The organism is Streptomyces sp. NPDC103540 (assembly GCF_055584445.1).
In genome coordinates this window covers 28,650-49,218 of the sequence record NZ_JBVJMA010000002.1, presented here as the reverse complement: position 1 = coordinate 49,218, position 20,569 = coordinate 28,650, and the positions used below count along the sequence as shown (strand labels likewise).

At 75.5% G+C, this 20,569-nt stretch carries 19 protein-coding genes; 11 read left to right on the top strand and 8 right to left on the bottom strand.

Annotated features, from left to right (window positions below; all coding sequences use genetic code 11):
• The first annotated feature begins 199 nt into the window (after positions 1–199).
• The 3 genes from ACZ6ZI_RS04835 to ACZ6ZI_RS04825 all read left to right on the top strand — a co-directional run bounded on the left by ACZ6ZI_RS04835 (position 200) and on the right by ACZ6ZI_RS04825 (position 5,869).
• Positions 200–2,353, top strand: a complete 2,154-nt coding sequence (locus tag ACZ6ZI_RS04835; RefSeq protein ID WP_469515993.1) for a SpoIIE family protein phosphatase — start codon at positions 200–202, stop codon at positions 2,351–2,353.
• A 42-nt stretch (positions 2,354–2,395) separates the two neighbouring features.
• The gene (locus ACZ6ZI_RS04830; RefSeq protein WP_469515990.1) at positions 2,396–4,585 is read left to right on the top strand and encodes a HEAT repeat domain-containing protein; all 2,190 of its coding nucleotides are present in this window, start codon (positions 2,396–2,398) and stop codon (positions 4,583–4,585) included.
• A 111-nt stretch (positions 4,586–4,696) separates the two neighbouring features.
• Positions 4,697–5,869: a UDP-N-acetylglucosamine--N-acetylmuramyl-(pentapeptide) pyrophosphoryl-undecaprenol N-acetylglucosamine transferase gene (locus tag ACZ6ZI_RS04825; protein WP_363054573.1), complete on the top strand. Its 1,173-nt coding sequence runs from the start codon at positions 4,697–4,699 to the stop codon at positions 5,867–5,869.
• Positions 5,870–5,931: 62 nt separating this feature from the next.
• Here the strand turns inward: ACZ6ZI_RS04825 and ACZ6ZI_RS04820 are convergent, their stop codons facing one another.
• Positions 5,932–6,186 carry a hypothetical protein gene (locus ACZ6ZI_RS04820; RefSeq protein ID WP_469515986.1) on the bottom strand — a complete coding sequence of 85 codons (255 nt, stop codon included), beginning with the start codon at positions 6,184–6,186 and terminating at the stop codon, positions 5,932–5,934.
• 262 nt (positions 6,187–6,448) lie between these two features.
• Here ACZ6ZI_RS04820 and ACZ6ZI_RS04815 point away from each other — a divergent pair, with 262 nt between their 5' ends.
• Together ACZ6ZI_RS04815 and ACZ6ZI_RS04810 are read left to right on the top strand one after the other, a co-directional pair.
• Positions 6,449–7,240, top strand: coding sequence for a HEAT repeat domain-containing protein (locus tag ACZ6ZI_RS04815; protein ID WP_469517616.1), 792 nt, complete (start codon positions 6,449–6,451; stop codon positions 7,238–7,240).
• Positions 7,241–7,246: 6 nt separating this feature from the next.
• On the top strand, positions 7,247–8,254 hold the full coding sequence (locus ACZ6ZI_RS04810) for a HEAT repeat domain-containing protein (RefSeq protein ID WP_469515983.1): 1,008 nt from the start codon (positions 7,247–7,249) through the stop codon (positions 8,252–8,254).
• A 47-nt stretch (positions 8,255–8,301) separates the two neighbouring features.
• Here the strand turns inward: ACZ6ZI_RS04810 and ACZ6ZI_RS04805 are convergent, their stop codons facing one another.
• Entirely contained in the window at positions 8,302–9,258 is a 957-nt protein-coding gene (locus ACZ6ZI_RS04805; protein ID WP_469515980.1) for an SDR family NAD(P)-dependent oxidoreductase, read from the bottom strand.
• Between the two features lie 58 nt (positions 9,259–9,316).
• Here ACZ6ZI_RS04805 and ACZ6ZI_RS04800 point away from each other — a divergent pair, with 58 nt between their 5' ends.
• Complete coding sequence (locus tag ACZ6ZI_RS04800; protein ID WP_469515977.1) at positions 9,317–9,790, top strand: MerR family transcriptional regulator; 474 nt, start codon at positions 9,317–9,319, stop codon at positions 9,788–9,790.
• On the opposite strand, the gene ACZ6ZI_RS04795 is transcribed toward ACZ6ZI_RS04800, so the two are convergent.
• Both ACZ6ZI_RS04795 and ACZ6ZI_RS04790 read right to left on the bottom strand, forming a co-directional pair.
• Entirely contained in the window at positions 9,750–11,147 is a 1,398-nt protein-coding gene (locus ACZ6ZI_RS04795; protein WP_469515974.1) for an AMP-binding protein, read from the bottom strand. The two genes, ACZ6ZI_RS04800 and ACZ6ZI_RS04795, sit on opposite strands and share 41 nt — an antisense overlap.
• A gap of 175 nt (positions 11,148–11,322) precedes the next feature.
• Positions 11,323–11,595, bottom strand: a complete 273-nt coding sequence (locus ACZ6ZI_RS04790) for a hypothetical protein (RefSeq protein ID WP_469515972.1) — start codon at positions 11,593–11,595, stop codon at positions 11,323–11,325.
• A gap of 230 nt (positions 11,596–11,825) precedes the next feature.
• On the opposite strand from ACZ6ZI_RS04790, the gene ACZ6ZI_RS04785 reads away from it, so the two are divergent.
• A complete protein-coding gene (locus ACZ6ZI_RS04785; protein ID WP_469515969.1) occupies positions 11,826–12,308 on the top strand; it encodes a hypothetical protein in 483 nt (160 codons plus the stop codon).
• A gap of 44 nt (positions 12,309–12,352) precedes the next feature.
• On the opposite strand, the gene ACZ6ZI_RS04780 is transcribed toward ACZ6ZI_RS04785, so the two are convergent.
• Positions 12,353–13,249 carry an RNA polymerase sigma-70 factor gene (locus ACZ6ZI_RS04780; protein ID WP_469515967.1) on the bottom strand — a complete coding sequence of 299 codons (897 nt, stop codon included), beginning with the start codon at positions 13,247–13,249 and terminating at the stop codon, positions 12,353–12,355.
• Between the two features lie 259 nt (positions 13,250–13,508).
• On the opposite strand from ACZ6ZI_RS04780, the gene ACZ6ZI_RS04775 reads away from it, so the two are divergent.
• From ACZ6ZI_RS04775 to ACZ6ZI_RS04760, 4 genes are all read left to right on the top strand, one after another.
• A complete protein-coding gene (locus ACZ6ZI_RS04775) occupies positions 13,509–14,576 on the top strand; it encodes an NAD(P)/FAD-dependent oxidoreductase (RefSeq protein ID WP_469515963.1) in 1,068 nt (355 codons plus the stop codon).
• A 125-nt stretch (positions 14,577–14,701) separates the two neighbouring features.
• Positions 14,702–16,429: an amidohydrolase gene (locus tag ACZ6ZI_RS04770; protein WP_469515960.1), complete on the top strand. Its 1,728-nt coding sequence runs from the start codon at positions 14,702–14,704 to the stop codon at positions 16,427–16,429.
• Positions 16,430–16,460: 31 nt separating this feature from the next.
• Positions 16,461–17,234: a helix-turn-helix transcriptional regulator gene (locus tag ACZ6ZI_RS04765; RefSeq protein ID WP_469515957.1), complete on the top strand. Its 774-nt coding sequence runs from the start codon at positions 16,461–16,463 to the stop codon at positions 17,232–17,234.
• 310 nt (positions 17,235–17,544) lie between these two features.
• Complete coding sequence (locus ACZ6ZI_RS04760; protein ID WP_469515952.1) at positions 17,545–18,678, top strand: AfsR/SARP family transcriptional regulator; 1,134 nt, start codon at positions 17,545–17,547, stop codon at positions 18,676–18,678.
• A 27-nt stretch (positions 18,679–18,705) separates the two neighbouring features.
• Here ACZ6ZI_RS04760 and ACZ6ZI_RS04755 read toward each other — a convergent pair whose 3' ends face one another.
• The 3 genes from ACZ6ZI_RS04755 to ACZ6ZI_RS04745 all read right to left on the bottom strand — a co-directional run bounded on the left by ACZ6ZI_RS04755 (position 18,706) and on the right by ACZ6ZI_RS04745 (position 20,508).
• A complete protein-coding gene (locus ACZ6ZI_RS04755) occupies positions 18,706–19,374 on the bottom strand; it encodes a cutinase family protein (RefSeq protein ID WP_469515949.1) in 669 nt (222 codons plus the stop codon).
• 151 nt (positions 19,375–19,525) lie between these two features.
• On the bottom strand, positions 19,526–20,098 hold the full coding sequence (locus ACZ6ZI_RS04750; RefSeq protein ID WP_469515946.1) for a phosphatase PAP2 family protein: 573 nt from the start codon (positions 20,096–20,098) through the stop codon (positions 19,526–19,528).
• Positions 20,095–20,508, bottom strand: a complete 414-nt coding sequence (locus ACZ6ZI_RS04745; RefSeq protein ID WP_469515942.1) for a hypothetical protein — start codon at positions 20,506–20,508, stop codon at positions 20,095–20,097. The genes ACZ6ZI_RS04750 and ACZ6ZI_RS04745 overlap by 4 nt, the downstream gene beginning before the upstream one ends.
• Positions 20,509–20,569: the final 61 nt, after the last annotated feature.

Here is a 20,569-nt window from a genome sequence, read left to right as displayed (position 1 = left end):
CGGGTCGGTCGATCACTCCACTCCAGCATTATCGCGGCACCTCCCGCCCCCGGCCACGCCGGAGGCCCGCCGTGCCCCGGCCGGGGGCGGGCTACGGATGCGATCACGCACCGTCTGGTCTGTGCTGGAGGGGTGGGGGCGCGCTGGAGGGCTTGGTGATGGCGAGACCCGTGTGCGAGACCCCCCGCGAGGGGGCCGGATGAACGAGCAGACGCCGATCGAGGAGCTGATCAGCGGAGCCGCCCAGGACGCCGGCGGGTGGCTGGGCTCCCTGCTGGTGGCCCAGGTCGCCACCAGTTCGGACGGCACCATCGTGCGCTGGAACCTGGCGGCGCAGGAGCTCCTCGGGTACGCGCCGCCCCAGATCGTCGGCCGGCACATCTCCGACCTCCTGCACCCCGGCGCCGACCGCAGTCTGGGACGGGCCCTGTGGGAGACGGCGGCCTCCGGGCGCGGGGTCATGGGCACCGTCACCGCCTGGCACCTGGACGGGCATCCCCTGGAGCTGGAGATCTGGGCCTGCCCGGTCCCCAGCCGCCGCCACGGTCCCTCCGCGATCCTGGTCTTCGCCGCCGACGCCCACGCCGCCCGCCGCATCCGGGGTTCGTCGGCGGTCTGGGACGGGCTGTTCGCCCGCTCGCCCGTCGGCATCGCCGTGCTCGACACGCAACTTCGGTTCCTCCAGGTCAACCCGGCCCTGGAGGCCATGAACGGGCTGTCGGAGTCCGCCCACGTGGGCCGCCGTCTCGCACAGGTGCTGCCGGAGGTCAACGCGGAGGACATGGAGGACGCGATGCGGCGGGTCCTGGCCACCGGTGAGCCGGTGCTGGACCGCCGCCGCTCCGGCCGCACCCCGGCCGATCCCCACCACGACCGGGTGTGGTCCTGCTCCTACGTCCGGGTGGAGGACCCAGGAGGGCGCCCCATCGGCGTGATCGCCTCCCTGCTCGACATCACCGAACAGCAACGCGACCACACCGAGGCCGAGGCGGGACGCCGACGGCTCGCCCTGCTCAGCGAGGCCAGCGTCCGCATCGGTGCCAGCCTGGAGCTGGAACGCACCGCGCAGGAGCTGGCCGAACTGGCCGTCCCGTACCTCGCCGACGCCGTCACCGTGGACGTACTGGACGCCCTCGCCGGCGGCGACGAGCCCGGCACGGGGCTGGCCGGGGGCGTGGCCCTGCGCCGCCTGGGCAAAGCCCCCCTGACCGGTTCGGAGGTCACCGGCATCCTCGCCCCCCTGGGCAGGACCCTCACCTTCCCCGGCGCCGCGCCGTACACCCAGGCCCTCACCGACCGCCGGCCCTTCCTGATCGACCGGCTCGACGAGCAGTCCATCGCCGCCGCCGCCCGCCACACGAGCCGACCCGCGCAGCTCCTCACGGTCGGCGTGCACTCCTTCATGATGGCCCCGCTCATCGCCCGGGGACTGGTGCTGGGCGTCGCCACGTTCTACCGCACCAGCCCCGTCGGACCCTTCGGGGCCGAGGACCTCACCCTCGCGGGCGAGCTGGCCACCCGCGCCGCCATCAGCATCGACAACGCCCGCCTCTACCACCGCGAACACGAGACCGCCGTCGTCCTGCAACGCAGCATGCTGCCCCAGCACATCACGCCCCCGCCCGGCATCGAGGTCGCCCACCGCTACCTGCCCGCCAGCGACGTCAACGAGATCGGCGGCGACTGGTACGACGTCCTGCGCCTGCCCGGGGGCAAGGCCGCCCTCCTCATCGGGGACGTCATGGGCCACGGCATCGCGGCGGCGGCGGTCATGGGACGGCTCTCCGCCAGCGTCCGCGCCCTCGCCCGGCTCGACCTGGCCGCCGACGACCTGCTGCGCCAGCTGGAGGCCGCCCTGGACGACCTCGCCGAACCGATGATCGCCACCTTCCTGTACGCCGTGATCGACCCCGCGACCGGCCGCTGCCGCATCACCCTCGCCGGTCACCCGCCGCCCGCGACGGTCGGCCCCGACGGCACCGTCCGCCTCCTCGACCTTCCCCCGGGCACCCCGCTGGGCGTCGGCGGGACCGCCTTCACCACCACGGACCTCACGCTGGCCCCGGGCAGCCTCCTGGTGCTCTACACGGACGGACTCGTCGAAGCCCGCAACCGGGACATCGACGAACGCCTCGGCGAACTCACCCGTTTGCTCACCGAACCGCAGCAGTCGCTGGACCACCTGTGCGACTCCCTGATCACCCACCTCGTGCCCGCCTCGGCCGACGACGACATCGCCCTGCTCATCGCCCGGGTCAACCACGCCCACCGCACCCTCGACCCGCACCCGCACCCGCACCCGCACCCGGGCCCCGGTCCGCACCCGAACCCCGGCCCGTCCCCGGGCCCGTAGCGGCGGAGGTCGGCTGTCGGTCCCGGCCGGCAGGATGCCCCCATGGAATTCGCACGCATGCTCGATAATCACCCGTGGGGAGCCTTCTCCCACGCCTACGGCACGGCCGAGGACCTTCCCGCACTCCTGCACGCCCTGACCGGCGACGACGAGGAGGAGGCCCGGGAGGCGCTGACCGAACTGTACGGATGCGTGCTGCACCAGGGGACCGTCTACCCGGCCACCGCGGAGGTCGCCCCCTTCCTCGCCGACATCGCCGCCGCCGGTCACCGTACGGCCGACGTGGTGGAACTCCTCGGCGGCATGGCGGAGAGCGAGGACGAGCACGGGGTGCCGCCCGGGGCGGTCCGCGCCGCCGTGACCCGACAACTACCGCTGCTCCTGCCGCTGTTGAGCGCCCCCGAGCCGCAGGTGCGCGAAGCCGCCGCCTGGGCCGTGTCCCACACCCGCTCCGCCGACACCGCCCTGCCGGCCCTCCTCGCCCGCTGGACCGAGGAGACCGACCCCCGCGTGCGGGCGGAGGTCCTGGCCGGGATCTCCCGACTCGACCGGGACGTCGCGGCGGACGCCGCCGCCGGCGTGCCGCACCCGTCCGCCCCCGCCCGCCTGCGCATGGCCGCCCTCTTCGCCCGCCTCGACGCCGACCGGCCCTGGACCGGCACCGACCACGCGGTCATGCTGTCCCTCCTGCCGGCCGACCCGATCGGCCTCGGCCGCTTCGACCACGCGCGCGGCGAACCCCTGGCGGCCGTCACCGACACGCTGCTGCGCCGGGGCGACGCGACGCACCGGGAGGCGGCGTTCACCCTGATCGACGCCGCCCTGCGGGACGACCGCCCCGAGGTGCGGGGCGAGGCGATCTGGGCGGCCGAGCGCGCCTGCGCGCACTCGCGCGCCGCCCCGGCGCGCCTGCTCCCCGCCCTGCGGGCCGCAGCCGTCGACCAGGACGCGGTACTGTCCGTGGCCGCCCTCCTGCGCGGCCTCGGCACCCTCGCCGCGCCCGCCGCCGACGTGCTCACCCCCCTCGCCGGCCGCGACCCCGACCGGGAAGACGACCTCGCGGACCGCGCGCTCGCCGCGCTCGTGCGCGTCGCCCCCGCCGAAGCCGCCCCGCTCCTGGCACGGACCCTCGGGCGCCGCCCACGCGCGCTCGCCGCGACCGGCGAGTTCCCGGGCCCCGACGGCGCCCCCTTCCCCTACGACGCCGAACTCCTCGACTCCGTACGCCGCGTGCTCGCCCACCCCCGGACCCTGACCGGCAACGAAACCGCGCACCTCGCGGGGCTCCTCGCCGGTTGGGGGGCCCGCGCGGCGGCGGCGCTGCCCGAGCTGTACGCGGCGCTCCCGCACGCCCCGGAAGCCGCCGCCCGCGCCGTCGCGGCCGTCGCCGCGCACTGCCCGCCCGACGAACGCGAGCGCGCGGCGGCACGGTTGCGGACCGAGGCCGAGGCGGGCGGGATCGCCGCGGCGAGGGCTTCGTACGCGCTCACCGGCGAACACGGGCCCCTCGTACGCCTCCTCGACCGCGACCTGGCGGCGGGCGGCGGCGCCCTCCGGGACTCCGTCGCCGCGCTCGCCGCGCTCGGACCCCGGGCCGCCGCACTCGCGCCCGCACTGCGGTCCGCGCTGCACGGGGCCCTCGACGGCCCGGACCTCCCGACCGGGCCCGCGCTGGACACCGCGACCGTTCTCGCCGAGGCCCTGTGGCACGTCACGGGCGACGCCGCCCCGGTGGTCGCGGCCCTGGGGGCGGTGCTCGACGGGGCCGCGGCGAGCCCCTGGTCCCACCGGTCGGCGGCGCGGGCCGCCCGAACGGCCGCCCTGCTCGGCCCGCGGGCGCGGCCGCTCGCCGCCCGTCTGGAGGCGCTCGTGGGCGGGCCCGTCACCGCGCCGGCCGCCGTCCTGGCCCTCACCTCCCTCGGGCACCGCGCCTCGCCCGGCCTGCCCGCGAGGATGGCGGCCGTCCTCGACTCCGCGGAACGGGAGGGGGACCCCACCGGCGCGCTCGACGCCCTCGAACTCCTGGCGACGGGCGGCGACGGGGCCCCGACCGCGGACGACCTGCGCCGGCTGGCCCGGCTCGCCGACGGCGACGCCCGGACCGTCCGCTCGGGCGTCGAAGGCCGCATCGTCCCCCGGGACGAGGCCTTCCGCGACCGGGCGCGCACCCTCCTGACCGCCTTCACGGCGGCCGGACGGGGGACGGGAACCCCGCACGACCGGCGACCGTAGGCGCCGCAACCGCCCTCGGGGAGGGGCCCGACCCCCACCCGAGGGCGCCCTCGTCGTGGCGAACCGGAGGCTGTTGGCGGGCGGCGCGGGGGCAGCCGGTAGGGTCGCCGGATGGACACTTCCTCGCTCTCCCGTCCCTTCCGCCTGCTCGTGACCGGCGGAGGGACCGGCGGTCATACGTACCCCGCCCTCACGGCGATCCGCACGTTGCGCGGTCGGCTCGCGGCCCGAGGCGGCACGCTCGACGTGCTGTGGATCGGGACCGCCGACGGTCTGGAGGCGCGCGTCGCCCCCGCCGAGGGCATCGCGTTCAAGACGGTCGCCACCGGGAAGATCCGCCGATCGGCGAACCCCCTGAAGATGCTGTCGGCGGCCAACATGAAGGACATGGCGCGCGTGCCGCTCGGCGTGGCCCAGGCGCGCACCATCGTGTCCGAGTTCGAGCCGGACGTGGTCCTGGCGACCGGCGGTTACGTGGCCGTCCCCGCCGGCCTGGCCGCCCGGCTGTGCAAGCGCCCCCTCGTGCTGCACGAGCAGACGGTCCGGCTGGGACTGGCGAACCGGAAGCTCGCCGGCTCGGCGACGAGCATCGCGGTGTCCTCGGAGTCCTCGCTGCCGCTGCTGCCGGCCGAGGTGCGCGGCCGGGCGGTCGTCACCGGCAACCCGGTCCGCCCGGAGGTCCTGACCGGCCACCCCGAGAAGGCGCTGCACGCCCTGAACCTGACCGGCTTCGACCGCCGCCTGCCGACCGTGTACGTCACCGGTGGGGCCCAGGGCGCCCAGCAGATCAACGGCGTGGTGCGCGAGGTGCTGCCGTGGCTGCTGAGCCACGCGAACGTGATCCACCAGTGCGGGCCCGCCAACGTCGACGAGCTGCGCTCCGCCGCCTCCGTGCTCGACCCGGTCCTCGCGGGCCGCTACCACCTGACGGGCTTCGTCGGGCCGGAGCTGCCGGACGTGCTGGCGCTCGCCGACGTGGTGATCTCCCGCTCCGGCGCGGGCACCCTGGCCGAGCTGACCGCGCTCGGCAAGCCCGCCGTGTTCGTACCGCTGGCCACCTCGGCCGGCAACGAGCAGGCGCACAACGCGCGTCACCTGGCCGAGGCCGGCGCCGCGGTGGCCCTGCTCGGTGAGGTCACCGGCCAGACCCTCGCGGAGGCCGTCGGCCCCCTCCTGGTCGACCCGGCCGGACGGACCGCGATGGCCGAGCGGGCCCGCGCGTACGGCCGCCCGGACGCCGCGGAGCGGCTCGTGGACGTCCTCCTGGCCGCGGCGAACGGCTGACCCGACCGGCGCGACGTGAGCGGCGCCTCCCCCCCCCCGCCCCGCTCGGGGAGGGGGAGGCGTCAGCCGGCCCGGCCGGGCGCGCCGACGTGCGCGGTCACGTGCGTGGTGGGGATGTTCCAGCCCGACACGCGGACGCGGGGGAGCGCGCCGTCGGGGCCGGCGGAGCGGTGCGTGGCGTTCAGGACCGTGCTCTCGCCGGGCCACAGGGTGACCTGGTTGTCGTCCCAACGGACCGGCAGGACCGGTGTGTCGAGGCCGTCGACGAGGTGACGGTGAGCCCGTACAGGTGCTGCGGGCCCATGCCGGCGGGCCACCACACGCGGGGACGGCCCAGGCGCGGGCGGGGGTTCCGGTCGGGCGCGAGGGCGACCGCCCGGGACTCGTGGGCGGCCAGGGTGACGTCCTGGCGCGACTCGATGTCCTCGTCGCCGTCGCGGACGACCGCGGCGACGGTGTCGGTGCCGGCCCGCACCCGCGCGGGAGGCGCGCCCTCCCCGCGGCGGTTCGGGGTCGTGCGCTTGACCTTGACACGGTGGCAAGCCCTTCACTGCGTCCGAGGAGGTGGTCCCGATGACCATGGCGAGGCAGGACGCGCACCCGAAGACGCGGACGAGGGTGGACACCGGAGCGGGGCGGGAGGAGGAGGCGTTCGCGCCGCGGGCGCTGCGGGCCCTGGAGGACGGCCGCCCGTCGGTGCGGCTGCGGGCGGCGCTGGAGATCGGCACGACCCCGCACCCGAGCCACGTCGACGGCCTCATCGAGCGCTGCGCCGTCGAGCCCGACTTCTCCGTACGCGAGATGCTCACCTGGGCGCTCACCCGCCACGCGCCGGCGCGGACGCTGCCGGGGCTGGTGGAGGCACTGCGTTCGGAGCGGGCACAGGCCCGAAGCCAGGCCCTGCACACGCTGTCCAAGATCGGCGACCGGCGGGCGTGGCCGGCGATCACCCGGGAACTCCTCTCCGACACCGACGAGGAGGTGGCGCGCTGCGCGTGGCGGGCCGCCGTCGTACTCGTCCCCGAGGGCGAGGAGGTCGAGCTGGCCGCGGTACTGGCGACACGGCTCGGCGGCGGCGGGCGGGAGACCCGGTTGAGCCTCAGCCGGGCCCTGATCGCGCTCGGCGACGCGGCGGCGCCCGCCCTGCGCGGGGCGACGGCCGACCCCGACCCCGAGGTGCGCCGCCACGCCATCGCCACGGAGCGGCTGGCGCGCGACCCGGACGCCGGATTCGAGTTCGCGATCGAGGAGGCGAAGCGGATCATGGTCCTCGGCGGCGACGGTGCCGGAGGCGACGGCGAAGGCGAAGGCGAAGGCGACGGCGAAGGCGAAGGCGACGGCAGCGGCGAGAGCGGCGGCGAGGAGGAATGAGGCACGGTGCTGATCGGTGACGTGGCACGAAGGTCCGGGGTCAGCGCTCGCATGCTCAGGCACTACGAGTCGCTCGGCCTGGTGCGCCCGACCGGCCGCACCGGCGCCGGCTACCGCGAGTACGCCGACGAGGACATCCGACGGATCTTCCACATCGAGAGCCTGCGGACACTGGGGCTGTCGCTGCGCGAGGTCGGGAGCGCGCTGGACGATCCCGACTTCAGGCCCTCGGAGCTCGTCGACGACCTCATCCGTCAGACACGGGAACGCATCGCCGCCGAGACGGACCTGCTGACCCGACTGCGGCGGATCGACGCCGCCCGACCCGCCGACTGGGAGGACGTCCTCCAGATCGTGGCGCTCCTCCAGGCCCTGGGTTCGGACAGCGCCGGGAAGCGCCAGCGCGCGGCCCTGTCCTCGACGCAGCCGAACGCGGTGCCGGTGGAAGCCCTCGTCGAGGCGGTCCTCGGCGAGGCGGATCCGATCGTCGCCGGGGCCCTGCGGTGGGCCCTGGCACGGTCCGGCGACGGCGGGTCGGCGCTGCTGGGGGAGGCGCTTGACTCCCCGTCGGCCGAGGTGCGCGAACGGGCCGTACGGTCCCTCGCCGAGCTCCCGCACGACGGGGCCACCGCTCTGCTGCGCGCGGCCCTCACCCACCCCGACGTCGTCGTCCGCCGGCGCGCCGCCCTGGCGCTCGGGGAGCGCGGGGCGGTCGACGCCGTCCCCACGCTCATCGACATGATCGTCGACGAGACGAACGGCGCGGACGTCGACGCCGCCGACGCGCTGGGCGCCCTCGCGACCCGTCCCGCCCCGGCGGAGCGGATCGCGACCGCGCTCGTGGACCGGCTGGCCCACGGAGCCCTCGGCCCGGCCGCCCGGCGACGGCTGACGCAGGCGCTCGCGGACGTCCCCGGAACCACGGCCTCGCGCGCCCTCGTCGAGCTGTCGCGGGACGAGGACCGGGCCGTGGCGCTCACCGCGGCCTACGTCCTCACCCTGCGCGCGCCGTGAGGACGTGCGCGCGCCGTGAGGACGCCCGGGCCGCCTCGTGGCGCGCCTCAGCGCAGCGCGTCCAGCCCGGTGAGGCGGGCGGAGAGCTCCCAGAGTCGGGACGCGGAAGCGGGGTCGACGGCCCAGGGCTTGACCCCGCCGATCAGCATGTCGTCGCCGGCGGCGGGCTCCGCGACGTCACAGTCCTGGCAGTAGACCCCGCCGAGGCCGTCGAGCAGGGGGGACGTCGCCGCCCACACGGCCGTCGCCGCACCCCGCTCCGGGGTCTTGAACCCCTCGGCCGGCTCGCCCCGCGCGGTCACCCAACCCAGCGCCGACCACTCCTCGCGGGGAACGTGACGTTGCAGCGGCGTGAGGATGCTGCCGGGGTGCACGGCGAAGGCGCGCACGCCCCGGTCCGAGGCGAGACCGTCGAGACCCACCGCGAACAGGGAGTTGGCGGTCTTGGACTGGGCGTACGCCCGCCAACGGTCGTAGCCGGCGCGGAAGTGGGGGTCGTCCCAGCGGATGTCGGAGAGGAAGTGCCCGGAGGAGCTCACGGACACCACCCGCGCCCCGCCGGCGGTCAGGGCCGGCAGGAGGTGCTGCACCAGCGCGAAGTGCCCGAGGTGGTTGACGGCGAAGTGCGCCTCCCAGCCGGGGCCGACACGCGTCTCGGGGCAGGCCATCACCCCGGCGCCGTTGACGAGGATGCCGAGCGGGCGGCCGGTCGCGAGGAAGCCCGCGCAGAAGGCCCGCACGCTGTCCGGGTCCGCCAGGTCGAGGGCGTGCACCTCCGTCCCGGGGACGTCGTGGAGGGCGAGTTCGGCGGTCGCGGGGCGGCGGGCGGGGACGACGACGAGCGCTCCCGCCCGGGCCAGGGCGCGGGTGGTCTCCAGCCCGAGGCCGGAGTGGCCGCCCGTGACCAGGGCGGTCGTGCCCCTGAGGTCGACGCCCGCGAGGACGTCGTCGGCCGTGCTGTGGGCACCGAAGCCGGTGCCGATGCGCGTCTGCTTCGTGATCATGACCACGATGCTGGTGGCTGGAGCGCGGTCCAGGTCAAGGGCGGGGTACGTTGCCGTGATGAGCGAGGAGCGGGGCGGCCTGTCCATAGGCGAGGTCGCCGGGATGACCGGCATGAGCGTGGACGCGCTGCGGTTCTTCGAACGCGAGGGTCTGCTGCTGCGGGAGATCCCGCGCTCCGGCGGCGGCCGGCGGGTCTACGAACAGGCGGACGTGGACTGGCTGCTGCTGTGCCGGCGCCTGCGGGCCTCGGAGATGCCGATCGCCGTGATCCGGGAGTTCGCCGCACTCGTGCGATCGGGACCAGGCAACGAGGCGGAGCGCCTCGCGCTGCTGCGCGCGCACGAGGACGCCGTACGCGCCAGGATGGACGAGCTGCGGGCGAGCCTCGACGTCGTCCACGACAAGGTCGTGACCTACGAACGGCACCTCCGCGAGGGCACGGCCGCCGGACTCTGGTCGCCGTCGCCTTCGCCGTCACCGCGGGGCGGTTTCAGGGACGGCGCGGCGGACGGGAGCCGGCGCGGGGCGTGACGCGGCCCGTCACCACCAGGTCCCCGTCCGGAGCGCGGTGGGCGAGGGCCCCGGTGCGGAAGTAGCCGTCGGCGGTGAAACGGCGGGCGTTGAGTTCCGGCGCCCGGTAGTAACCCCGGGGCGTGTACGGGCCGCGCGCGAGGAGTTCGCCGCTCTCCCCGTCGGGCACGTCCCGGTCGTCCGCGTCGACGATGCGGATCTCGTCGTCGGGCGAGAGCGGGAGCCCCTGCGTCGCGTGCACGGTCTCGTCCGGGGCGGTGGGGCGGGTGAGGGTGAGCACCCCCTCGGGCAGCGCGAAGGCCCGCTGGAGGCGACAGCCCAGTTCGGGACCAAGGCGCTCTGCCACGCCGCGCGGCAGGGGCGCGCCGCCGATCTGTACGAGCCGCAGACCGCTCACGTCGGCCGTGCTCGTGGGGAGCGCGTCGAGCCACGATCCGGCGACGGCGGGCGTGAGCGCCGTGACCGTGACCCCTTCCCGCTCGATGAGCGGCAGGCAAGCGGCGGGCTCCGGGCTCTCGGAGAGGACGACGGTGCCGCCGACGGCGAGGGTCCCGACGACCCCCGGGCAGCCGAAGGCGAAGTCGGATCCGGCGGGCAGCGCGGCGAGGTACACGTCGTCCTCGGTGAGCGCGGCCCGCTCGGCGGCGGCCCGCGCCTGGTAGGCGTAGTCGTTGTGGGTGCGCGGCACGAGCCGGGGCTCCGCGCGACCGCCGTCGTCCTCGCCCTCGGCTTCGCACAGCCGGAGGAACGCCACCTGGCCGGCGCTCAGGGCGAGCGCGGGCTCGGGCGGGGCGTCGACGGCGTGCAGGGGGACGTAGTAGCAGCCGGCGGGGTCGGTCGTGAAGCCGCCGTACGGGGAGGAGGCGCCCGGCGCCTCGAAGGTGAACACCCGCCGCAGGAAGGGGCCTTCGGCGGCGATCTCCGCGACCATCGCGGTGTGGTCGAAGCCCTGGTGAGTGGAGGGGCCGACGTAGCCGACGGCCTCGGTGAGGCGGACGAGCGCGGACACCTCGGGCGTGCGGTGCGAGAGCGGGCAGAAGACGGGGAACACGCCGGCGCGCATCAGCGCGAACAGGACGACGACCAACTCGGGCACGTTCGGCAGTTGGACGACGACCTGCTGTCCCGGTCGCAGGCCCAGCTGTCGGAAGCCCGCCGCCATGCGGTCCACGCGGCGGTTCAGGGCCGCGTACGTGACGCGTTCGCCGTCGTGGACGAGCGCGGTGCGCGGCCCCGACGACCGGACCCGGTCGCGCAGGAGACCGTCCAACGTGTCGCCGCGCCAGTGCCCGGCCATCCAGTAGCGGTCGACGAACTCCTCGGGCCAGGGGGTGCCGCCGTCGAGCCTGTAGGACATTCGCTTCCCCCCGCGCCGGTGTCCGAAGGGGAGCAGCCCCGCCTTCTTGATCTTGGCAAGCCAAGCCCCGAACGGGTCCGGGCGCAAGGCGCCTACCGAACCATGGACGCCGCACCGCATCGGCGGAAACTCCAATGCGCGCCGCTCACCAGGGGGAACGCCGGGGGAGGAACGCCTACCGGGGGGCCACCCTGCACGCGCTCACGGCGGTTCCGTTCGTCACGCCGCTCCCGGTGAGGCCGGTCACGCACTGTTCGTGGTCCCCCGTCAGGCCGACGTAGCAGGCCATGCGGATGGAGTCGGGGGCTTCGCCGCCCCGCAGTTCCCGTTCGACCTCGTTGATGCAGGCCGTGACGTCCGCGTGGGCGGCGGGCGCCGTGAGGGCGACGCCGCCGAGGGCGAGGGTCAGGCCGGTCAGGACGCTTGCGATACGGGCCGACGCGCGCATGGGACGCACCTGCTTTCCGGGATCGGCGCGGGGCCGGCACCCGGACGTGCCGGATCCGCGTGGGAGCGGGGCCGGACCTGCCTCGCCCCGGCCTCGATCGCCCCTCTTCCGACGCTAGAGCAGCCCGCCGCCGCCCGCATCCGCCGGCCCGGGGCGTGGGGAACCCGATGGCGCTGGTTTCCTGGGTACGGAGGCCGGAGCGGGCCCGTCGAACCGATCAGGGGGCTTTCGTGAACGACGCCGGGAAGCGGGAGAAGAGGCGGAAGCGGTGCTCGCGGGGCGCGGTCCTGTGGTCGGGGGTCGTCCTGGCCGTGCTCGCGGCCCTGCCACCGGCTGCCGGCGGCCGGCTCCCGGACCCGTTGGCCACGCACTGGCGGGCCGGGGAGCCCGACGGCGCGACACCGCTGTGGGCCACGTCGGTGCTGCCGGCCGCGATCTGGGTGCTCCTCGCGCTCTCCGTCGCCCTCGCGGTACGGCTCGGGGGCGGGGCCGCGCGGCCGTGGGCGGGCGCCGGGCTGCTGTCGGGCGGCGTGTTCCTGACGGGCGCCCAGGCGTCCCTCGTCCACGCCAACCTGGACCGGACCGGATGGCACGAGGCCGGCTCGGTGGGCGTCGGGGTCGCCGTCACGGCCGCGGTCGCGGTGGCCGCCGGCGGGTTCGGATGGTGGGCGGGCCGCCGAGGCGCCCTCCCCGACGCGGGCGGCGGGCGATAGGGGCGCGCCCTCCGGGGCGCGGGGCGCGCCCAGCGCCCCGGGACTCAGAGGCTGACGCCGGTCTCCCGTTCCATGTGCGTCAGCTTCTCGGGGTTGCGCACCGAGTAGATGCCGGTGACGAGTCCGCCCTCGATCCGCAGGGCCACGACCAGGTCGATCTCCCCGTCGACCCGGACGATCAGGGCCGGATGCCCGTTGACGTGGGTGGGCTCCAGCGTCGCCACGGGGCCCCACACCGCCGCACCCGCGACCAGCAGGCGGGCCACCTTGTCGGCGCCCACCGTGGGGTGCGGCATGGCCTGCCTGATGCCGCCGCCGTCGCTCAGGGCGACCACGTCCGGCGCCAGCAGGTCGAACAGGCCCCGCATGTCCCCCGTTTCGATCGCCCGCCGGAACGCGTCGAGCGCCGCCCGGGTCTCGTCCGGGCCGGCGGCGGCGCGGGGGCGGCGGGCGGCCACGTGGGCCCGTGCCCGGTGGGCGATCTGGCGGACGGCCGCGGGGGTCTTGTCGACGGCCTCGGCGATCTCCTCGTAGCCGACGCCGAACACCTCCCGCAGGACGAACACGGCCCGCTCGGTCGGCCCGAGCGTCTCGAGGACCAGCATCATCGCCATCGACATGTTCTCGACCAGCTCCACGTGTTCGGCCACGTCCGGCGCCGTGAGCAGCGGCTCGGGAAGCCAGGGGCCCACGTACGACTCCTTGCGGCGCGCGAGCGCGCGCAGCCGGCCGAGCGCCTGGCGCGTGGTGATCCGGACCAGGTAGGCGCGCCGGTCGCGCACCGCGTCGAGGTCGACGCCCGCCCAGCGCAGCCAGGTCTCCTGGAGCACGTCCTCGGCGTCGGCGGCCGACCCGAGGATCTCGTAGGCCACGGTGAACAGCAGGTTGCGGTGGGCCACGAACACCTCGGTGGCGGGGTTCGCGCGGTCGGCCTCGGTCATCGGGTCTCTCCAGTCTCTCGACCGTCGGTCGGGGGTCGATCGGGGGTCGATCGGGCGTCGCCCCCGCCGGTGTGATCACCCACAGGACACCGACCGGCCCCGAGCTGTGACACCCGCCGTGGTGTGACGTGCGACACGGCGAAGGCGTGTCACAGGCCGCGCGCCGCCGGCATCTCCTGTCCGACCGGTCCCACGGCGACGACGCACGGGCCGGCAGGCGGACGGGCCGGCAGGCCGACAGACGGACAGGGAGAGCGGCATGAAGAGCGTGAAGATCGTGGTGGTGGGCGCCGGATACGCGGGCGTGTTCGCGGCGAACCGACTCGCCAGGAGGCTGAAGGGGGCCGAGATCACGGTGATCAACCCGCGCCCCGACTTCGTGGAACGGGTACGGCTGCACCAGCAGGTGGCCGGGACCACCCTCGCCGCGACGCCCCTGACGTCGATGCTCCGTGCCGGGATCGCCTCCCGTGTCGCCACCGTCGACAGGATCGGCGACGGCGCCGTCGTCCTCGACGACGGCACCTTCCTCGACTTCGACCACGCCTTCCTCGCCGTCGGCAGCACCGCCCGGGCGATGCCGGGGACGGTCCCCGTGGGTACCTGGGAGGGCGCGGAGGAGGCCCGGGCGGCACTCGCCGCCCTCGCCCCGGACAGCGCCGTCACGGTGATCGGGGGCGGCGCGACGGGCGTCGAGACGGCGGCCGAGGTGGCCGAGGCCAGGCCCGACCTGCGGGTGCGGATCGTCGGGCGGTCGGTGGCCGCGGACTTCTCCCACCGGGCCCGGGCCCGGGTCCGCGCCGGCCTGGAGAAGCTCGGCGTCGACGTCGTGGACGACGGCGTGACGCGGGTCGCCGGCGGCCTCGCGCACCTCGACTCGGGAAGGTCGTTCACCACCGACCTGACCCTGTGGGCCGTCGTCGCGGACGTCCCCGACCTCGCGGCCCGCAGCGGGCTCGCGGTCGACGCACGGGGCCGCGCGCTCGTGGACGACCGCCTCCGCAGCGTCGACGACGAACGGATCTTCGCCGTGGGCGACTGCGCGGCGATCCCCGGGGCCCGGTTCGCCTGCGCCCTCGCCGGACCGCAGGCGGCGCGCGCCGCCGACAACCTCGTCCGCCTGGTCGAGGGCCGCGCGCCCGAGCCGTACGTCCCGCGCTACCTCGCGCGGGCCGTGACCCTCGGACGCAAGGACGCGGTCGGCCAGTTCACCCGCCCCGACGACACCCCGCGGCGGACCTGCCTCACCGGGCGCACCGCCGTCGTGCTGAAGGAACTGGCCTCCCGCGGAGGCAAGTACGGCGCCCGGACGGGCACGGGGGCCTGACGGCCCGGCACCATCGGTGGAATGACCGATGTGGCGGGGGCGGCGCCCCCGCCATAGTCCTCGGGAGATCGTTCGCGGGCGGGGTCGAGACGGCACGCCCGGGTATTCGAAAGGACTGACCTTCTGTGGACACGTACGCGGACCTGGTGTTTCTCGGCGGGCGAGTGGTCACGGTCGACGCGGAGTTCTCCGTCGCCTCGGCCCTCGCCGTGACCGGTGGGACCATCAGCGCCGTCGGCGGGCCCGACGACGTCGCACCGCTCATCGGACCCGACACCCGCGTCGTCGAACTGCGGGGGGCGACGCTGCTCCCCGGGATCAACGATTCCCACCTGCACGGGTGCGCCTTCGGCATGGCGTCGCCGCCGCTCTCCCTCGACCTCGGCCATCCCGCCGTCTCCCGCCTGGCGGACGTGGCGGGCGCCGTGGAGGAGGCCGTCGCACGCACCCCGCACGGGCAGTGGATCACCGGGCACGGCTGGGACACCGGATACCTCGACGAATGCCTGGCGGACCCCTCGCGCACGCCCTCGCGGCACGACCTGGACGCGGTGAGCCCGGACCACCCCGTCGTCCTGTACTCCTTCTCCGGGCACGCCACCTGGGTCAACTCCAAGGCCCTGGACCTCATCGGCATCGACCGGCACACCGTCGCACCGCCCGGCGGGGCCATCGTCGTGGACGAGGCCGGGGAGCCGACCGGCATGCTCCACGAGGGGGCCCAGGCCCTGGTCCAGAACGCGCTGCCGCCGCTCGGCCGGCAGGAACGGACCGACGCGATCAGGTCGACCCTCGACACGCTCGCCCGCCTCGGCGTCACCAGCTACACCGAGCCCGGCCTCGGCCCCGGAGGCGAGGGCATCATGCGGGGCGCGCTCGGCGCGCAGACCCTGGAGGTCTACCGCGAGCTGCTGGCCGCCGGTGAACTCACCGCCCGCCTCGGCGTCCTGCTCCTGCCCACCGGAATGGCGAGCACCGCCGAGGAGTTCGCGGAGGTCCTCGCCGGCCTCGGCGACACCGGTGGCGCCGATCCGCGCCGCCTGGCGATCCACGGGGTCAAGGTCTTCGCCGACGGCATCGTCCCCAACAAGACGGCCTGGATGCACGAGCCGTACGTCGGCGGCGGCTGCGGCTCCCTGTGCGTCGGCGGCGACACCGACGACGAGCGGATCGCCGAGATCGACGCCATCGTCCGCCACGCCCACCTGGCCGGATACCAGTTGGGCATCCACGTCACCGGGGACCGGGCCATCGACACCGTCGCGGACTCCTTCGCCGCGGCCATGGCCGAACACCCGCGGCCCGACGCCCGCCACTACGTCATCCACGGCGACTTCCTCACCGCGCACAGCATGAAGGTGCTGGCCGCGCACGGCTTCGGCGTCAACATGAACCCCACCATCAAGTGGACCGTCGCCGACATGGAGGAGGAGTTCGTCGGCGCCGGCCGCGCCGCCTACGCGTGGCCCTACCGCGACGCCCTCGACGCCGGCGTGCGGGTCGCGAGCGGGTCCGACGCCCCCGTCACCCACCCGGACTGGCGCCAGGGCGTCGCCACCATGATGCTGCGCGAGTCGAAGGCGGCCGGCCGGGTCAGCGGCCCGGAGCAGCGCATCGGCCTGGCCGAGGCGTTGCGCACGTACACGATCGACGCGGCCTGGCAGGACTTCGCCGACGACTGGAAGGGCTCCCTGGAGCCGGGCAAGGTCGCCGACCTGTGCGTGCTCGACGGGGACCTCCTCGCCGCGGACCCGCACGACATCCCGACGATGCCCGTCGTGCTCACCGTCATGAACGGCGGGATCGTGTACGAGGCCGCGCACGACGCCGTGCACGACACCCCGGGCGACTGACGCCTTTCGGGAACCTTATGATCGTTTGATCATGAGCGCGGAGCGGAGCACGGCAGACATCCTCGACGCGGCCGTGCACGTCCGTGAAGCCGCCAGGAACGCCACGACCGGCGAGAACGGTGTGGACACGGTCCTGGCGGCCCTGTCGGAGGTGATGGAGTACGACCACGCGTCCCTCACCCGCTGGGACCCCCTGCGCGGACGCCACTCCACCCTCGCCGGGAGCTACCCGGACGACGCCACGGCCTACATCGAGACCCGTCTGCACCTCGACCCGGTGTTCCCCGTGCTCCGCAGCCCGGACAGCGGCGGCCTCTGGCTCAGGGACGTCCCCCGCCGCCTCCTCGCCGCCTCCCCGGGCTTCCAGGAGGTGTTGCGCCCCCTCGGCATCGAGGACGGCGTGGCCCAGTGCCTGTTCGACGGCGACGGCCGCTACGTCGGCATGCTGAACGTCAGCACCCGCCGGCCCCGGCGCACCCCCGACCCCGCGCACGCCGTGGTCACGCTCCTCAGCGAGGCCTTCGCCGCGGCCGTCGCCCCGCGCGCCCGCCCCGCGCCCGAAACGGCCGCCGGAGCCGGACCGGGCACGGCCGGGCGAGGCCCGGGCGGACTCTCGCCGCGTGAACTCCAGGTGCTGGCGGAACTCACCGCGGGCCGCACCAACCGGGAGATCGCCGCGCGGCTGTACGTCACCCCGCGCACCGTGGGCACCCACGTCGAGCACATCCTGGCCAAGCTCGACCTCCCCAACCGGGCGGCCGCCGCGGCCCGGGCCGCCGCCTGGGGCATCGAACCCGCCCGCTGACGGCGCCCGTCGCCGTCCGGCACCGGGGCCATGGCACGGGCGAGGCGCGGGGTATGGCCGTGCGACACGGAGACGCACACGACGACGACCTTCACGGCGATCCCTTCTCGCGCTTCCGAGGAGGGGACGGACCGGCGGCGCCGAACGTGACGCCCTCCGCCCCACCGGGCCCGGGTCGCCGGGCCGCGTGCGCCGGGTTCCGAGGCCGTCACCCCGGAGCGTTCCGGATGCCTCGACCGGCGGCGGCGCCGCTAGCTTGTCGACGCGTACGCCGGAGCGACGGGCCGGGCGACGAGCCAGGGGAGCAGCGATGCCGACGACCGCCACCACCGGCCGGCCGGCCGCCACCGTGCTCCGGGACCGGGAACGCGAGGTCCTGCACGCCGTCGGCTGCGGCCTGCGGGACGACGAGATCGCCGCGGACCTCGCCATCCCCGAGGACGCCGTGGCCCGCCACCTCGCCCGGATCCTCGCCGCGCTGGGGTTGCGCGACCGGGCCGCCGCCATCGTCCACGCCTTCGACTGCGGACTGGTCGTCCCCGGCCGCGGCCCCCGGACCCGGGCGGTGCGGACCGTGCCGCGGACCGTCGTCGGCCGGACGCCGGAGCGGGAGCCGGGACCGAGGGTACGGATCTCCCTGCTCGGCCCGCTCCAGGCCTGGCAGGACGGCCGCCCCCTGAACCTGGGCCACCTGCGCGGGCAGGCCGTACTGGCGGCCCTCGCGCTGGGCGCGGGGCGCACGGTCAGCCGGCGGGAACTGCTCGACGGCGTATGGGGGATGGAACCACCCCTCACCAACGTGGTGCCCGTGTACGTCTACCGGCTGCGCAAGACGCTGCACATCGGCGAGGGCGGCGACGGTGTCGGCACCGGCGACGTGCGGGGACCGGTGATCGAGCACGACCGGTGCGGCTACCGGCTGGCCCCCGGCGCGGTCGAGGTGGACGTGGCGTGCCTGGAGGAACTCCTCACCGCCATCGGGCGGGCCGATCGGGCGGGTGAGGGGGCCGAGGTGGTCCGCCTGTGCTCCGAGGCCCTGGACCTGTTCCGCGGGGAACCGCTGGCCGGACTGCCCGGACCGCTGGCCGAGCGGGAGCGGCTGCGGCTCACCGAGCGCGGGATCGCCCTCGTACGGCGCAAGTCGCAGTGGCAGCTGCGGCTGGGCCGGCACTTCGACGCCCTCGCCGAGCTGTTCGCCCTCCACGCGGCGCACCCCCTCGACGAGTCGGTGGCCGCGACGTTGATGCGGACGCTGTGCCGGTGCGGTCGGCGGACCGAGGCGTCGGCCGTGTACGACCGCGTCCGCCGCCGTCTCGCGGACGACCTCGGCGTGCCACCGAGCCGGATGCTGGAGCGGACGCACGCGCGGATCCTGCGCGGCGACGAAGCCGGCGACGAAGCCTCCGGCGGGCGCCGGCCGGCGCCGCTCACCCACGGGCGGTGAGGGGTCCGGCCGGCGCGCCCCACGGGCCTACCAGGGGTACCAGGCGCCGTTGTACCACTGCTCGTGGGCGCCGTCGTTGTGGTGGTCCATGTTGAAGTCCATGGGGTAGTTCCTGACGTGGTTGCCGGGGTAGGTCCAGATCCCGGCGGACTCGTCGCAGACGTAGTCCCAGTGACAGATCGACTTGACGGGGACGTTGCCGAAGAACCGGTCGGCCCCGGCGAGCGGAGCGCCGACGATGCCGCCGAAGGGCACCGATCCGCCGTTGGCCCCGGGACCGCCCTGGCGCTTGGGGTCCGCGATCAGGATGGCGTTGACGTTGTCGAACGTCTGCCAGTTCTCGGTGACCCAGATGTGCACGACGGCCGCGCCCAGCGAGTAGCCGCCCATCTTGACGTGCTGGCCCGGACAGGCGCGGCGTTGGTCGCGCACCAGCCGGTTCAGCTCGTTGACGCCCGCCCGGGCGCTCGCACCGTTGGGGATCTGGGTGGGATATCCGACGTGCTGCTGGATGTTGCCGGTGAAGCCGTCGTTGTTCCAGGAACTGCCGGTGCCCCCGACGACGATCGTGTAGGTGCCCTCGCACGGAGCCGTCGCCCGCGCCGGGGCCGCCGAGGCGCCCGTCCCCTGCGCCGCCGAAAGCCCGACCGTCAGCAGAAGCCCCGCCAACGCGGACGTGATCCTCCTGGCTCGCATTTCCGTCCTCCCCATCTCGTCATCTCGCCGTCTCGTCGGCCTGCGCGTCCCGGCCCGACGCGGAGCGCGCCCGGGCCGGTGCACCGCACGACCGTGGCAGGGGGCGATGACATCCCGATGAAACGCCGCGTCGGGCCGCCTCCGAACGGGGCTAACGGAACAGCGCGAAGGCACCGGCCGCGACGGCCGCGCCCACCGCGGCTCCCGCGAGGACCTGGGCGGGCGTGTGGTCCCGCAGCGCGATCCGCGACCAGCCGACCAGGGCCACCAGCGGGAGGGCGAGGAGCGGGAGGGGACCGAGGACCATGACGAGCAGGGCGACGCTTCCGGCGGCCACGGCCGTGTGCACGCTGATCTTCCAGAGGGGGGTCACCGCGAGGAGGGCCGCGAGGGTGACCAGCATGGCGACGATCAGCGCGATCACGGTCCGCGGGGCCCCGAGGACCGAGAGCGCGAGGACGCCGGTGGCGACCGAGGCGGCGGCGAAGCCGATCACGACGACGCGCTGGCGCCTCGACGCGACGTGCCGGTCCGCCCAACGGCCCCGCCGCATCCCGCGCTTGATGAAGGCCAACGGAAGGACCGCGGCGAACAGGACGCCGACCAGGCCCCAACCGACGCCGGCCGGACCGGCGGTGTGCCACCCGACGATCACCGTGTCGGCGGCGATCCACGTCCTGGGGGCGAGCCCGTCGGTGACCAGCCGCGCCGTCCGGGCGCTCACCGTCTGCGGTCCTCGACCGTCCAGCCGTCACCCAGGTCGCGGCGCAACGCCCCCAGCGCCGCGTCCGCCTCGCGGCCGAACGACTCCCACCGCTCCGCGGTCCAGGGCGAGGGGCCCGCAGGGTCGTTCCAGTCGAGGGAGGACTGGTACACGTCGGCGAGCCGGACGAGCTCGGTCGCGGTGGCCGCGGTGACGGGCAGGTCCCGCGGAGCGCAGGGGTATCCGTAGGGGCTGTCGAGGTCGGGCGCGCCCGAGGGGCCCGGCCACACCGGGGTGTCGACGCCGTACTCGAAGAAGAACCGCAGGTGGAAGGAGATGGCGCGCGCTCCCCGGTCGGAGGGTGCCGGCGGTGACGACGCCGGCCGCCGCGGCGGCCGTGACGGGGCGGCGGGACGCGGCGGCAAGATCATGTCACAGGGCCGATCGGCCGCTGCCCCCGCACCCGACTTGATAGGCAAGCCGTCACTTGCC